The sequence below is a fragment of the Methyloceanibacter sp. genome, assembly GCF_058506495.1.
Window position 1 is genome coordinate 31,337 of record NZ_JBZMXT010000012.1, and the last position, 14,458, is coordinate 45,794.

A 14,458-nucleotide genomic window follows, 5' to 3' on the forward strand; every position below is an offset into this window, starting at 1 on the left:
CAGCTGCAGCCGACTTTGGGCAAGCCGTTGATTCGCCCACTCTCTTCGTGCTGGCACACTCCTTGCTGAGACAAATGCTCGTAAATTCTGTTTCCTACGCGGAAACAGCGTCGCGATGCGAGAAGCGGCGAACGGCCAAGAAAATTGGCCTTATTCGCTCTGAAGGGGGTGTTGCTGATGGAACAGCAAATAGCTGAACTGACAAAGTCGGGCGCGATGCTCGGCACGATCCAACTTGAGATCTTTTATTGGTGGTGTACGGCGATCATGATCCTGATCCATGCAGGATTTCTCGCCTACGAAATGGGAGCATCGCGGGCGAAGAACGTGCTCGCCTCAGGCGTTAAGAACATACTCGCGTTCGCCTTTATCGTTCCCACGTTCTTTTTCTTTGGTTGGTGGATCTACCTCGCCTTTCCAAACGGCTTCATCCCTGTTGAAGCGGGCAATGCTGGCCTTCCGTGGGCGCAGGATATGGGTCCGAACCTCAAAGATAATGCGACCGGCGTTTTCTGGGCGGCCTTTGTCTTGTTCGCCGCGACAACGGCCTCAATCTTCTCCGGCGCCGTTATCGAACGTATTCGGGTTTCGGCGTTCGTGATCCTTGCGATTTCCCTTGGCTCGGGCGCCTGGATCCTGGCAGCATCTTGGGGATGGCACCCGGACGGATGGTTGCTGACAAAGTTTGGCTACCATGACGTTGGCTGCGCCGGTCTCATCCACGTTGTCGCCGGGTTCTTTGCGCTCGGCGTGCTGATCAATCTCGGGCCACGCATCGGGAAGTTCAACAAGGACGGCACGGCGAATGACCTTCGGCCTCACAACATCCCGATGGTGCTGATTGGATTGATGCTCATCATTGTCGGCTTCTTTGGGTTCCTCGGAGGCTGTGCAATCCTAAACCCTGGCGCTCAGTGGACGAACATCTACGGCCAGCCAATGACCCTTTCGGCCTATGCCTTCAATACGCTGATGTGCTTCTCCGGCGGGATTATCGGAGCCTGGATTACGACACGCGATCCGTTCTGGATGATGTCGGGAGCACTTGCCGGCATCTTTGTTGCCGCTGCTGGGCTCGATATCTGGTATCCGCCGCTTGCCTTCCTTCTTGGCATGGTTGGCGGAGCGATCATCAAACCCGGCAACGACTTCTTGGTGAAGATGGGCATTGACGACTCCGTCGGCGCCGTCTCGGTCCACGGATTTGCTGGTGTTCTCGGCGTCATGGCCGTTGGTGTATTTGCCGCTGGGTATCCTAACCCAGGCGATGCTCCGGACACGTCTTTTGTCGGTCAGCTTGTCGGTGTGATCGTGATGATCCTATGCGGGTTCATACCGGGCTACGTCATCTCGCTGTTGCTCAAGTCGATTGGAATCCTGCGAGTGCCGGACGAAGTGCAAGAGGTCGGTCTCGACATTGCTGAGATTCCGTCCAAGGCCTATCCGGAAGCGGCGGGGTACAAGAGCGGAAGCCTGGTACCAGCTGAGTAACCGAGCTGCATCAAACCTAACGATCGAAAGGAGATATCGATGAATAGCAGTCCAGTCACAAGCTGGGAGGATGTGGGCGCCTACTTCACGTTCGCGGACATGCCCGGCGCGCTTTACCTCATTCTCGCACTGGCAGTTCTTGCTTGTGTTCTCACGATCGTCCAAGCGGCGAAGCATGAGACGGAAGCCTTTAAGAAGGTCGAGTATTCCGACTAAGTTAGCCCACCTGGAACGGCGAGCCCCGTTGGCCTCTCTTGGGTCGGCGGGGCTCGTCATTTAGTGGTCCAAAACAAAGGCGAAAGACTGTATCAGAGGTACGCCCATGGACGAACAAGCACCGGCGAATGCAGCCAAGCTCGAGCAAGTTCTCGCGGCGAAGGGCGTTAAGTATCTGATGGCCAGCTTCTCGGACATGCATGGTGTGTCCAAGACGAAAATGGTCCCACTCGATCATATCGGCCAGATGCTAGCGGGCTCGGAACTCTACACGGGCGCGGCCTTGGACGGCGTCCCTCAAGATGTCAGTGACGAAGAGGTTTCCGCGCACCCGGACCCTTCCTCGTGCACGATACTGCCCTGGCAGCGCGATGTCGCATGGTTCGCCAGTGACCTTTGGTGCGAGGGCGCACCTTTTGAGCCGTGTTCGCGCAACATCCTCAAGCGCCAAGTCAGCGCCGCCGAGGAACTCGGTTTTCTCATGCAGTTCGGCATGGAGGCCGAGTTCTTCGTGTTCAAGGACACGGAAAATGGCGGGTACGAGCCGCTCTCTACGCTTCCTCATCTCGACAAGCCTGCCTATGACGCGACAAGGCTCCTCGATAATCTTCCCTGGCTCGCCGACCTCGTTGACGCGATGAACGACCTCGGCTGGGGCGTGTACTCCTTCGACCATGAAGACGGCATCGGCCAGTTTGAGATCGACTTCAATTATGCGGATGCCCTGACGATGGCTGACCGCTATGTCTTCTTTCGCTTCATGGCGAATTCAATCGCGCGGCGCCACGGGGCCTTTGCGACATTCATGCCCAAGCCCCTCGGCGACCGAGCGGGATCAGGCGCTCATTTCAACATGTCTCTCGCCGATATAAAGACCGGCGACAATCTATTCGCCTCGCAGAGCGATGCACGAGGCAACAAGCTCTCGGAACTCGGCTACTACTTTCTCGGAGGACTGCTCCTTCATGTTCCGGCGATCTGCGCGGTGTGCTCGCCGATGGTCAACAGCTATAAGCGGCTGATCAAGCAAGGGTCGATGTCCGGCTTCACGTGGGCGCCCGTGTTCGCATGCTACGGCAACAACAATCGAACCAATTCGCTGCGCATTCCGCTGGCTGGCGGTCGTGTCGAACTGAGGCCGGCCGACAGTTCGTGCAACCCCTATCTTGGCGCTGCCCTTGCGCTAGCAGCCGGGCTAGAGGGCATTCGCGAGAAGATCGACCCGGGCGAGCCCTATCGGGACAATATGTACAAGAAGTCCCCGGAGGAACTGCAAGCGCTCGGGGTCAGCCTCCTCCCTAGAACACTCGAAGAAGCCGTTGAAGCTTTCGAGGCCGATCCTCTTACGAAAGACGTCTTCGGTCCGGCGATGCACGCCGCGTGGATAGACTTTAAAAGAGATGAGTGGTCGAGCTATCATAATCACGTCTCTGACTGGGAACGGGACCGCTACCTCAAATTCTTCTAGGGTGCGCTGTGACCGATGGCGAGATTCACGAGCTTGTTGCCGACTTGAGGCGTCAAGGCGGCGCCCCCCTTCCCGCGGCACGGCTCGTCTACAAGACCTATGGCACGCTGAATGCGACGCGCTCGAACGCGATCCTCTTCCCCACCCGTTTCGGGGGAATGCATGAGCAAAACGAATTTATGATTGGGCCGCGCCACGCGCTCGACACCGAGAAGTACTTCATCATTGTGCCGAATATGTTCGGCAACGGTGCTTCGTCATCGCCAACAAATACGCCCGCCCCGCACGGCGGCGGCGCTTTCCCCAACATCACGATCTACGACAATGTTCGCCAGCAACACCGTTTGATATCAGAAGTTCTGGGCATCGAACGTTTTGCGCTGGTGGTGGGCTGGTCGATGGGCGCGCAGCAAGCTTACCAATGGGCCTCGCTTTATCCCGACATGGTGCCGCGACTGGCATGTCTTTGCGGGACCGCAAAAACGACGGACCACAATCGCGTCTTCCTTGAGAGTCTCCGCGCGGCCATCGAGGCTGATGACTTGTTCCGCGACGGGCACTACGACACCCAGCCGCTCGGCGGCCTTCGCGCCGTGGGCCGCATTTACGCGGGCTGGGCCTATTCGCAGGACTGGTATCGCGCAAAGGGCTATCGCGCGCTCGGGTTTCAGACTCTAGACGACTACCTCACCGGCTATTGGGATGCTCTCTATAAGGAGCGGGACGCCAACAACATCATGGCCATGACGTGGACCTGGATCCACAATGACATCAGCGCCAATGAGACTTTCGACGGCGACCTCGACGCAGCACTAGGGGCGATTACGGCGAAGACCGTGCTCATGCCCGGCATGACCGACCTCTACTTTAGGACCGCGGACAGCGAGGAAGAGCTTCAGCATCTGCAGGATGGTCGCCTTCAAGAGATACCATCGATATGGGGACATATGTGTGGGGCGGGGCAGCACGAGGCGGACACTGAGTTCATTGACCAGACACTAAAGGCCCTACTGGCCTCCTAGGTCGCGTTAACGATGACTGGCACCGACGCTGGTCAGAGCGCTTCGGGGTCCATCAAATCCGGGTTATAGACATGGCTCATCCTGGCGCCATTCCTCTCAAGTCCTTACATCCATGGAGAGAAATGGCCGGCTGGTTCGCCTGACCTTTCCTCATCGTAATGTTCTGAACGATGGGCCTGGATTACCATTGGTTCCAATGATCCAAACCAGACTTAAGATCTTGATGGAACGGCGCTTGAAGAGGATAGAACGTGTGGACTTCAGTGCACGCGGCCTAGGCCCTTATGTTCTTGCACTCGCTGCCCTGTGCGCTTGGGCCTATCCCGCAGCCCCCGCCGCGGCACAACCCGTGCCGCCGGTCGAGACCGAGACTGTCCGAGAGTCGCCAGTGATCAGGAAGCTGGAATTGTCGGGAAGCGTGACCTCGCCCCATCAGTCGCAAATCTCAACATTGGTGCCGGGTCTCGTGAGCAAGGTCCATTTCGACAGCGGCGCCGATGTAAAAGAAGGCGATCTGTTGCTGGAGCTCGATTCTGAGCTTGAAGAAGCCGCCTACGAACAGGCGGCCGCGCAAACCGAGCAGGCGGCCGGCGAGGTCAAGGATGCGAAGCGCCGCTTAGATATTGCCGCCAGTCTCGCAAAACGGCAGTACGGACCGCAGAACGAAGTCGACGCGCGCTCCGCCGAAGTCGAGATTGATGTTGCTACTCATGACGGGTACCGAGCCGAACAAAAACGCCGGGCGGTCATCCTCGACCGGCACAAGCTGAAAGCGCCCTTCGACGGGGTGATTTCGAAGCGCATGGTCGAAGTGGGCCAATGGGTCACGCCTGGGACTGCCGTGTTCGAGCTGGTCGCAATGAAAAACTTCCGCATCGACGTGCCGGTCCCGCAATACTATTACGCACGCCTGCGCGAAGGCGCCGATGTCGCCATCGAAGTCGACACACTCCCTGGCGAAGAGATTCCCGCCAAGATCGGCGCCCTGATCCCGGTCAGCGATCCGGACGCACGGACATTCACGCTGCGCGTTTTGCCCACACGCGACAATATCCCCATCGCGCCGGGCATGTCGGCCCGGGTGCTCGTGGATCTCGATACGGGCGCGCACGATGTGGTCGTGAGCAGGGATGCACTGATCCGATATCCTGATGGGCGGATCACGGTATGGGTCGTCAATACCGAAGGCGACAAGATGAGTGTCACCGAACGGCGCATCGAAATCGGGCTTGCTTTTGACGGCCTAGTCCAAGTGCTCTCTGGCCTGAAAGAAGGAGAGCGCGTAGTCGTGCGTGGAAACGAGTCGTTACGTGAAGGCCAAACCGTTCGGCTCGCGAGCTGAGACGCGGGACGAGAGAAGGACCCTAAATGTTTGAGCGTGTCGTCCAGCGTGGAACCCTCGTCACGGTGATGGCGCTCATCGTCTGCGTGCTGGGCATTGTCGCGGCATTTCGCATACCGGTTCAGATGATCCCGGACCTTGAGGTCAGGACCGTGACCGTGCAAACGCGATGGCCCGGCGCAACGCCTCAGGATGTTGAAAAGGAGATCATCATCGAGCAGGAGGAGTACCTCCGCTCGATCCCAAGTCTAGAGCGGATCATCTCACGCTCCTCCAGCGGCGAGGCTCGGATTGAACTCGAGTTCCCGTTCGATATCGATCTCAACGAAACTCTTATCCGCATCAACAACGCGCTGAGTCAGGTTCCCTCGTATCCGGAAGACGTGGACCAGCCTCGCGTGCGCGCAAGTTCCTTCAGCGCCAACGCCTTCATGTATCTCCGGGTCACCCCGCTGACGGGCAATCCGCGCCAGCTGGATCTGCCGATGATGCGAGACTTTATCGACGACAATGTGCGGGCACGGCTCGAGAGCGTCACGGACGTGTCAGACGTCGGCCTTTGGGGTGGCGCCGAGAAACAGATTCAAATCCTGTTCGATCCTTCAGCACTGGCGGAGCGCAAGATATCCGTAACCGATGTCCGTCGCGCGGTTGCGGACCGCAATCGCGATACATCGGGCGGTGAAATAGAAAGCGGCAAACGACGCTACCTCCTACGGACCATTGGACGCTTCGACAATCCCGAAGACCTGAAGGAGCTGATCATCGCGCGTCGAGGCGACAACATTATTCAGCTCGAAGACGTGGCCGAGGTGCGGCTTGGCCATTTTGAGATCTATACGCGCGCTTTTCTGAATGAAAGACCCGGCATCTTCCTCTCCGTCCGCCGTGAGGCTGGCTCCAATGTCATCGCCATCAAGGACGCAGTTGTGGAAGAGATCGAGGCGATCAACCGCGAGATTCTGATCCCGGCGGGCATGGAGCTGCAACTGACGGCGGACGATGCGACTTACGTACAGTCCTCAATCCGCAATGTTTGGACCAATCTTTCTATCGGCGCGGCACTGGCAACGCTGGTGATGTTCCTATTCCTGCGCTCGGCTAAAGCCACGGTGATCGGCATTATCGGGATCCCAATCTGTACCATTGCCGCGTTCATCGGGTTGCTGTTAGCGGGACGGACCATCAATGTGATCTCACTGGCCGGAGTGGCCTTCGCCATCGGCATGACTCTCGACAACACGATTGTAGTACTCGAGAGCATCGACCTGGAACGGCGACGTGGACTAGGGCGTCTCAAAGGAGCCGTCGAAGGCGTGCGCAAGGTATGGCCCGCTATTCTTGCCTCGACGCTCACGACGATTCTGGTCTTTGTGCCCATCATCTTCATTCAAGAGGAAGCCGGTCAGCTTTACTCGGATATCGCAATCGCGATTTCGGCTTCGATCCTGGCTTCCATGATTGTGGCAATCACCCTTGTTCCGACTGCCGCGGCCCATTTCGACCTAAAGCCGAAGGACAATAAGGCTGTGGATGCTGCGGACGGCGCCATTGTGAAGGGCGTCGGTTGGTTGATGGCCACCGCATTTAGGCGTGCGTTGACCATCTTGGGTGTCACTGCCGCGAGCGCCGCGATCATCCTGTTGCTGACACCGCCGGCGGAGTACCTGCCGGAGGGCGAGGAGCCCAAAATGTTCGCCCGGCTCAATGCTCCGCCCGGGTACAATCTCGAAACGATGGAGGATATCGGCAAGGACCTTCAGGATTGGCTCTTGCCTTTCGTGGACGACGACCCTGAGCGCTTCCAGCGCGGCGAAGCGGACGTACCGGCGATAAAATACTTCTTTCTGATGGTCCAGGCGGACGGCATCCTCATAATTGCCGAGACCGTGTCACCTAGAGACATCGGTAAGTTCATGGCTGCGGTGCGCGAACGGTATCAAACCTATCCGGGGATGCGGTCGTTTGTTTCGCGCGGCTCGATCATCACCAGCAACGATGGCGGTACACGGAGTGTCAGCCTCGATATCGCGGGCCCCAGCCTCGAAGAAGTCTACGCCGTGGCGGGCAGCGCTTACCGGCGCGCTGGCGAGATCTTCGACAATCCACGCATCCAGGCCGAACCGTCGACCCTGACGCTGTCCCAACCGCTCATCGAGATTCGCCCGAAGTGGGAACGTGCCGCAGAACTTGGGATGACAGCGGCCGATGTGGGTTTCACCGTGGCCGCACTGACGGACGGGGCTTATGTGGGTGAGTTCTTCCGAGGCGACGAGAAACTCGACATTTACTTCTACAGCAAGGATGGGCTGCGAACTTCAGTCGACTCGCTCCCGCAAATGCCAGTCTACACGCCGCAAGGCACGATCGTACCGCTTTCCTCCGTGGCCGAAATCAGGGAGACGGTGGACACAAGCACGATCCGTCGGATCGACGGCCGCCGAACGGTGACGCTGAATATCATTCCGCCAGACGACGTCGCCCTTGAGACCGGCGTAGCCATGGTCCAGGAGCAGTTGATCGACCATCTCAAGCGCGCAGGCGAGGTGCCCCTCGAGGTGACGATGACCATCTCCGGGGCGTCGGATGACCTTGACGCCACACGCGATGCGCTTGCGGGCAACTATCTCGTGGCCGTCGCTATCATCTTCCTCTTGCTCGTCGCGATCTTCACCCATTGGGGGTATCCGCTCCTGATCATGACGACGATCCCGCTAGGTGTCGCCGGCGGACTTGTGGGACTCGCATTGATGAATTGGGTGGGGACGCTCATGCCGCGGTTCGGCCTGGACCCGCTGGTTCAGCCTTTCGATATGATCACCATGCTCGGCTTCCTCATTCTTATGGGCACCGTTGTGAACAACCCAATTCTGATCGTGGATCGAGCGCTGTCGAACCTGCGTGAGAAGTCGATGCACGCACGGGAGGCTGTAATGGAAGCCGTCGCCTCGCGGCTTCGGCCCATTGCCATGTCGACGGTCACCACGATCTGCGGCCTCGCGCCTCTCGTGTTCATCCCCGGTGCGGGCACCGAACTCTATCGCGGGGTAGGTGCGATCGTGCTGTTCGGCATTTTGGGGACAGCAATCGTAACGCTAACCTTCTTGCCAGCGCTGTCGATAACCGTGTTCCGGCTTGCGGGGTATGGAAAGCAATCCGACGCGCGCGCATCCGCGACGGCTCCCACCCCAGCGCCGGGGGAGTAGAGTTTTTTGCGGCCATGGGCCGACTTGGCATGAGTGGCGCGCCGGGGAAGATTCGAACTCCCGACCCCTAGATTCGTAGTCTAGTGCTCTATCCAGCTGAGCTACCGGCGCAAAAGCCATGGCACCGCAGTGGCTTAGCGGTGAGGCCAATAATGAGCTGGCCGTCACCGGCTGCCCAAGACCCGCCTACCTAATACCTCGGGACATTGATGGCAAGGGCGTTGCGCGAAACGCGCGGCTCACGCACAACTCAACATGTTTTTCGGTTATTCTTGACGCAACCACTGCAAGGGAGGAGTACGATGACCCAAACGATCTCGAAGTTGGCAGCCTTGATCGCAGCAGCTGCACTAGCGCTAACCGTCGCCGCCTGCGATGCCCCGAGCGAGGGCGATGCCGGTACGGAAAGCAGCAGCTTCGTCGGCAGCTACACCACAAAGGACACGCAGGGCAATGATATGTCCGTGATGCTCGATGAAGAGGGATCGGCCACCGGCAAGCGCGCCGATAAAGAGCTGTCAGGCTCGTGGAAGGTCGAGGGCGACACCGTGTCCATCAACTGGCAGGACGGATGGGTCACGAAGATCACCAAGAAGGGTGAAGGCTACAGCAAGACGGCTTTCAAGGACGGCAAGGAAGAGGGCAGCGCGGTCGCGGCGGAAAAAACCCAATAACGTCGCCCAAATTCAGCACGGCTGAGGACTAGGCACGACGGCGGCGTGCGCGCTCCAGTTCCACGACCACGTCGGGAATTGTAACGCGGAAGGTGGCGCCGCCGTCGTTGCTCACAAGTTCAATCTGGCCACCGTGCGCCATCGCCAATTCGGCTGAGATCGCCAGTCCAAGGCCCGTGCCGCCCTTGCGCGCGACACTCTGAAAGGCCTGAAACAGGCGCTTCCGCGCTTGCTCCGGAACACCGGGCCCCGAATCCGCAACGTCGATCGTCACGACAGCGCCATTCCGCCGCGCGAAAACGCGGATTAGCCCAATGCGGTCCGGTTCGCTCTCTAGAGACTGAACTGCGTTGCGGCAGAGATTTGCGAGAATCCGGTAGAGATGATCTCGATCGGCGTCGACCTCGAGCCCCTCCTCCAGATCCGTCTCCCAATCAATTGCACCTTCGCGCGGCAGACCGAGCGAATCGCCCACCTCACCAACAAGAGGAGCAAGAGGGAAACGTGCGCGATTGGGAGGCGACTCCTGGGCTTGTCCGAAATCCAGCGTCTGCACGCAAAGGCGAATTGCGCGGTCAAGGGATGCGATCAACTTCGGAACCAGACGCTGGACAGTTGGGTCCCTGACTTCCGCGAGACGATCGGAGAGAAGCTGTGCGCTCGACAGCATATTGCGCAAGTCGTGACTGATCTTGCTGACGGCCAATCCGAGCGCCGCAAGACGTGTTTTCTGCGACAAGGTTTGCGAGAGCTCGTTTTGCATCGCGGCAAGCTCACGTTCTGCCGTGCCGATCTCATCGCGCCGTTTGGATGGGGCGATGATACGGCTGCGATCCTCGGGATGTTCGGCAAACCGCACCATGTTGCGGGTGAGTTGCGTCATCGGCTTTACGAGCAGCCAGTCAAGCGCCAAAAAGACCAAGGTTGCGGTGATAACGGAAATCAAGATCGATAGGCCGAGAATATCGAGCCCGAATTTTACCATTGCGGCCTTGAGTGGCGCTTCGTCCAGCACAACATCGACCATCTCGCCCGGACTCAATTCAGGCTCACCAACAACGCGGATCACACGGTTCCCGGGCGTGACATAGACCATCAGAGCGTCGGTAATGAGCTCAGCCCAAGACGCATCGCGCAAATCATAGGTCTCAACCTCCTCCGGTGTCTCCAACCGCACGATCAGCGCGCGCTTGTCTTCGTGCTTTACGGAGATGGCCTTGACTCCTGCACGGTCAAGAAGCTCCTCTCGCAGCTTGGCGGGAAGGCGGCCGTCCGGCGCCGCCTCGGCTGCTACCGACGCGATTTGTGCCGCTTGCAACCGCTCCATGAGCCATTGGTGGCGAAAATTCGAGACGGACGGCACGAAGACAAGCACTTCTGCGACCATCACAAACAAAATGGTCAGCAAAAGGAGCTTCGTTGACAACCCAGCTACAGCCCGGGTGACCCGTGTGGAAGCAAGTTTCTTGCGCTCAGTCTCGTCGTTCACTGGCTCGCTCTTTTTCAAGGCGCACACACTCAGGCGGCGGCCTGCGACACGCGCCGACATCATACTCGCAATTGAGGCAATAATCTTCGCGTTGTGAGCCGTGTTGCCTATCAATTCGTAGGATCGTCGGAGATAGATCAAGACGAGTTATCCAAGCTTGCGCAACAGCCCAATGATCCAGCGCAGCCAACGCTTATGCAGCATTGGCCGATAGAATGAGAATGCCACGCGCTTGGAAATCTCTGAGAACGTCGGATAAGGCAGAACAAGCGAGGTCAGATCGCCAATGCGCATCTCCTTCGCAATAGCGACAATCCAAAGCTGCAGCAATTCACCCGCCTCAGGTCCGACAATCGTAGCGCCCAGCACCGTACCGTCTTTTTTTGTGATGACCTTGATGAAGCCCTCCGTCTGGCGTTCGCACTGGGCTCTATCGTTATCTGCAAACGGCCAACGATAGATCCGAATTCGGCGTGACTTCTCGTGCGCCTCTTGCTCGGTCAATCCGACCTGAGCGAGTTCGGGGTCGGTATACATGACCCGTGGAATATGCATGGCGCTCACATCGGGCTTCAGCCGGAATAGCGCGTTCTTGATCACGATACTCGCGTGGTAGTTGGCAAGGTGCGTGAACTGCTGACCGCCAACCGCATCGCCGATGGCATAGATCTTCCGATTGGACGTCTTGAGTTGTTCGTTGACCTTGATGCCGCGATCCGTATGGGTAACGCCGGCGCGATCGAGGCTGAGGGCTTTCAAATTCGGCCGCCGGCCAATGGCCACCAATAGATGTGAGCCCTTGACGATGACATTCTCATTACCCTGTTGGAAATGTACCGTTAATCCTTGGACTGACGGCTCCACTCGCTCGACGCGCGTGTGTGGATACATCGCTACTCCGGACTCCTCCAAGCGCTTGAGCACGACCTGGGCCGCCTCGGGGTCCTCTTTTGTGATGAAGTCTCCGGTATCGAAGATACTCACCTCTGCACCGAGCATGTTGTAGGCTTGGCCGAGCTCCAAACCGATCGGTCCGCCGCCAAGCACAATCAGGTGCTGTACTCTTTCTCCCAGATCGAAAATGGTCTCGTTTGTGAGATAGGGCACCTCATCAAGGCCGGGGATCGCAGGCACATTAGGCGTGCCGCCAGTCGCAATCACGAAACGCCGAGCCTTCACAAGCACCGGCCCGGCTTCAAGCGTGTCCTTGTCGAGGAAACTTGCTTGCGCCTTTATCACCCGGACGCCAAGACCGGTGAAGCGCTCGAGGGAATCGTTGGGTGCGATATTCGCAATTGCCCGATGCACATGATCGTGGACAGCGCGATGATCGATTTGGGCTTCGAGAACGTCAATACCGAACGTTGAGGCAGTCCGGACCGCATCCGCGCGTTTTGCGGCCGCCAGCAGAGCCTTCGAGGGGACGCAGCCATAGTTCAGGCAATCGCCCCCCATGAGGCCTTTCTCGACGAGCACAACGGAGACCCCCAACTGAGCAGCGGCGGCGGCCACCGAAAGGCCACCTGAGCCCGCGCCAATAACGCACAGGTCAGGCGTTAGCTCTTCTTCCATTTTTGCCCTGTTTCCCCTTGCGCCGATCCGGTCGGCCGCATCAGTCAGACAGTCCGCCGGCCCAGCTTTTTTGCCACGACAGGAATGAGTGCCACCACGCCCAACGCCACGACTGCAATAATCACATCCGCGGTCAATAAGCGCCCCGGATCAATCCCGAACATACACGAGTCATGACCGCCCTCCCCCGCCTTTGCAAGGCAGGATTGGTATGCGGCCTGCTGTGAGTCGATGACACTGTCGAGACCATTGCCAGCGAGCGCGAAGGCGAACGTAGCGGGGATAATGCCGACTGCCGTTGCCAGGACATAGGTCCAAAAGGAAACGCCTAAGAGGCCCGGCGCGATGTTCACGAGCCAGAACGGAAAGACGGGGATCAGACGGAGAAATAGGAGATAGCTGAGAGCGTCTTCGCGAAAGCCCTCGGCAAAGCGCTGCAACTTGGGGCCGGCCTTGGCGATCAAGACGTCGCGGAGCGCACTTCTGGCAACCAAAAAGATGATGGTCGCTCCGATCGTAGCCCCAACGACAGAGAGAGCGCCGCCAACAAGCCAACCGAAGAGAAAGCCTCCCGCAATCGTGAGGACGACACCCCCAGGGATCGAAAGCGCAATGATCAGGGCATAAAGGACCGTAAATGCGGTCAGCGCGACCACGTAGTGCTCACCTATCAGCGTCCGCAGCCCATCCCGGTTCACCGCCAGGTGTTCCAGAGACAGATAGCGATGCAAGCCCGAAGTCACGACCAGGACCGCAACCGCAGCCAAAAGCAGCAGCGGCCAAAGCCGCTTCAGCCAATTTGTCGCCCCCCAGGTCATGTCTTCTACCCGCTCCATGCCGACCGGCACTCCTTCGTGCAAATTAAAACGCCCGCCTTTCCGGCCTCTCATAAATAGGACCTATTAAACCCATCGGGGAATGCTCTGTCGCAGTCTTGTGATAGACCGTCAGGGTCTGTGAAGGGTTTTATCAACGAACGAACCATTTTTGGGGTTTTTTCTTGCCTATGAGGGACCAAAAGACGCCCAGTTTGTTGACTTGCTGGCGTACCAGACCTATAAGCCGCTCCGAACCATTTGGCCTCCGAGGCCCGAATTCCTGAGTGAATTGCGAGGACGGAAGGCAGGAGAAAGTCCGTGAAACGCACCTATCAACCCTCGCGGCTCGTCCGCAAACGGCGCCATGGTTTCCGCGCGCGTATGGCCACCAAGGGCGGCCGCAAAGTCATCGCGCGCCGGAGAGCCAAGGGCCGCAAGCGCTTGTCAGCTTAGGCGGAGATAAGCCGCCTCCCCCGGTGACGGCCATCGGACGTCTCAAGACCCGTTCAGAGTACGTGTTCGTGAAGGGCGGAACGCGCTTCGCGACACCTTCGCTCGTCCTCCAGGCCCGGCGGCGATTGCCTAATTCCTCTGAGAACAGCGAACTTGCACGGTTCGGCTTTACCGCGACCAAACGTCTCGGCGGTGCGGTGACGCGCAACCGCGCGCGACGGCGACTGAAGGAAGCCGTACGCCTCACGGCCGCCGATCAGGCCGTCGAAGGCTATGATTATGTGTTGATCGCACGCGGGGGCGCGGTACAACGGCCCTTCACCGAGGTGATCAAGGATCTTCAGCGCGCGATGACCAAGGTGCACGAGCCCTCTTCAGGCAAGCGGCACCGCAAGCCCCCTTCGGCCTAGCACCGATTGGACGAACCGAGCACGACAACAGCCACCGGGCCAAAGACGACATGGACGAGAACAACCGCAACTTCATCTTGGCAATCGTGCTGTCGATGACCGTGCTTTTCGCCTGGCAGTTCTTCTTTGTACCAACGCCCCCGCCCAGGGAGCAGCAGACGGCCCAAACCGAGCAGGCTCAAAAGACCGGCGAACAAGGGCCTCCGTCTCCATCCGCAATCGGTCAGGCGCCGCGCCCGAGCACGGGCACCGCCCCGCAGCCCGAAGGCGCTCCGACGGGAATGACGAGGGCGGCTG

Annotated in this window: 12 protein-coding genes, 1 tRNA gene and 1 pseudogene; 10 read left to right on the forward strand and 4 right to left on the reverse strand. The window is 58.8% G+C overall.

The genetic code is table 11. The features are described from left to right. Positions 1-177: 177 nt before the first annotated feature. From AC33YF_RS04270 to AC33YF_RS04295, 6 genes are all read left to right on the forward strand, one after another. Complete coding sequence (locus AC33YF_RS04270) at positions 178-1,491, forward strand: ammonium transporter (protein ID WP_491775962.1); 1,314 nt, start codon at positions 178-180, stop codon at positions 1,489-1,491. 39 nt (positions 1,492-1,530) lie between these two features. Next, positions 1,531-1,707, forward strand: a complete 177-nt coding sequence (locus AC33YF_RS04275; RefSeq protein ID WP_491775963.1) for a hypothetical protein — start codon at positions 1,531-1,533, stop codon at positions 1,705-1,707. A gap of 106 nt (positions 1,708-1,813) precedes the next feature. Then, positions 1,814-3,175, forward strand: coding sequence for a type III glutamate--ammonia ligase (gene glnT / locus AC33YF_RS04280; protein WP_491775964.1), 1,362 nt, complete (start codon positions 1,814-1,816; stop codon positions 3,173-3,175). Between the two features lie 8 nt (positions 3,176-3,183). Beyond that, positions 3,184-4,197 carry an alpha/beta fold hydrolase gene (locus tag AC33YF_RS04285; RefSeq protein ID WP_491775965.1) on the forward strand — a complete coding sequence of 338 codons (1,014 nt, stop codon included), beginning with the start codon at positions 3,184-3,186 and terminating at the stop codon, positions 4,195-4,197. 235 nt (positions 4,198-4,432) lie between these two features. Further along, a complete protein-coding gene (locus AC33YF_RS04290; protein WP_491775966.1) occupies positions 4,433-5,539 on the forward strand; it encodes an efflux RND transporter periplasmic adaptor subunit in 1,107 nt (368 codons plus the stop codon). 26 nt (positions 5,540-5,565) lie between these two features. Then, on the forward strand, positions 5,566-8,745 hold the full coding sequence (locus tag AC33YF_RS04295) for an efflux RND transporter permease subunit (protein WP_491775967.1): 3,180 nt from the start codon (positions 5,566-5,568) through the stop codon (positions 8,743-8,745). 34 nt (positions 8,746-8,779) lie between these two features. On the opposite strand, the gene AC33YF_RS04300 is transcribed toward AC33YF_RS04295, so the two are convergent. Further along, positions 8,780-8,856: transfer RNA gene (locus AC33YF_RS04300), tRNA-Arg, on the reverse strand. Between the two features lie 191 nt (positions 8,857-9,047). Between AC33YF_RS04300 and AC33YF_RS04305 the strand changes: the two genes are divergently transcribed. Further along, positions 9,048-9,419: a hypothetical protein gene (locus tag AC33YF_RS04305; RefSeq protein WP_491775968.1), complete on the forward strand. Its 372-nt coding sequence runs from the start codon at positions 9,048-9,050 to the stop codon at positions 9,417-9,419. Positions 9,420-9,447: 28 nt separating this feature from the next. Here AC33YF_RS04305 and AC33YF_RS04310 read toward each other — a convergent pair whose 3' ends face one another. The 3 genes from AC33YF_RS04310 to AC33YF_RS04320 form a co-directional block, all read right to left on the reverse strand. Next, positions 9,448-10,908, reverse strand: a complete 1,461-nt coding sequence (locus AC33YF_RS04310; protein WP_491775969.1) for a sensor histidine kinase — start codon at positions 10,906-10,908, stop codon at positions 9,448-9,450. A gap of 147 nt (positions 10,909-11,055) precedes the next feature. After that, positions 11,056-12,480, reverse strand: a complete 1,425-nt coding sequence (locus AC33YF_RS04315) for a dihydrolipoyl dehydrogenase family protein (RefSeq protein WP_491775970.1) — start codon at positions 12,478-12,480, stop codon at positions 11,056-11,058. Positions 12,481-12,524: 44 nt separating this feature from the next. Then, positions 12,525-13,316, reverse strand: coding sequence for a TVP38/TMEM64 family protein (locus AC33YF_RS04320; protein ID WP_491775971.1), 792 nt, complete (start codon positions 13,314-13,316; stop codon positions 12,525-12,527). A 300-nt stretch (positions 13,317-13,616) separates the two neighbouring features. On the opposite strand from AC33YF_RS04320, the gene rpmH reads away from it, so the two are divergent. The 3 genes and pseudogenes from rpmH to AC33YF_RS04335 all read left to right on the forward strand — a co-directional run. Beyond that, positions 13,617-13,751 (forward strand): 50S ribosomal protein L34, encoded by a 135-nt coding sequence (rpmH, locus tag AC33YF_RS04325; RefSeq protein WP_083240473.1) that lies wholly within the window; start codon positions 13,617-13,619, stop codon positions 13,749-13,751. A gap of 23 nt (positions 13,752-13,774) precedes the next feature. Then, positions 13,775-14,161: a ribonuclease P protein component gene (gene rnpA, locus AC33YF_RS04330; RefSeq protein WP_491775972.1), complete on the forward strand. Its 387-nt coding sequence runs from the start codon at positions 13,775-13,777 to the stop codon at positions 14,159-14,161. A gap of 50 nt (positions 14,162-14,211) precedes the next feature. Then, positions 14,212-14,458, forward strand: a pseudogene (locus AC33YF_RS04335) (membrane protein insertase YidC); the annotation flags it as partial.